Source organism: Citrobacter sp. CK198, from assembly GCF_030333295.1.
Lineage (GTDB): Bacteria > Pseudomonadota > Gammaproteobacteria > Enterobacterales > Enterobacteriaceae > Citrobacter_B > Citrobacter_B koseri.
The window spans coordinates 1-239 of the sequence record NZ_JAOWGE010000004.1 but is presented as its reverse complement, the minus strand read 5'-3'; the positions used below and the strand labels follow the sequence as shown (position 1 = coordinate 239).

Genomic DNA, 239 nt, shown 5'->3' with positions numbered 1-239 from the left:
ACGCGGGGTGGAGCAGCCTGGTAGCTCGTCGGGCTCATAACCCGAAGGTCGTCGGTTCAAATCCGGCCCCCGCAACCAATTGAAATCTGATGTAATATTTTGCAAAGTAGTTCGAATCACAACAAGGCGGCGACGCAGTGAATCCTTAGGAGCTTACTCCAGTAAGTGACTGAGGTGAACGAGGAAAGCCAACGCAGATGTGGTTTGAAATACGAAGCAGAAAGACGGACGCGGGGTGG

The 239-nt window shown here is 52.7% G+C and carries 1 tRNA gene; it reads left to right on the top strand.

Features of this window, described 5'->3' with window-relative positions:
* The first annotated feature begins 1 nt into the window (after position 1).
* Positions 2 to 78: transfer RNA gene (locus OGY62_RS00010), tRNA-Met, on the top strand.
* Positions 79 to 239 lie beyond the last annotated feature (161 nt).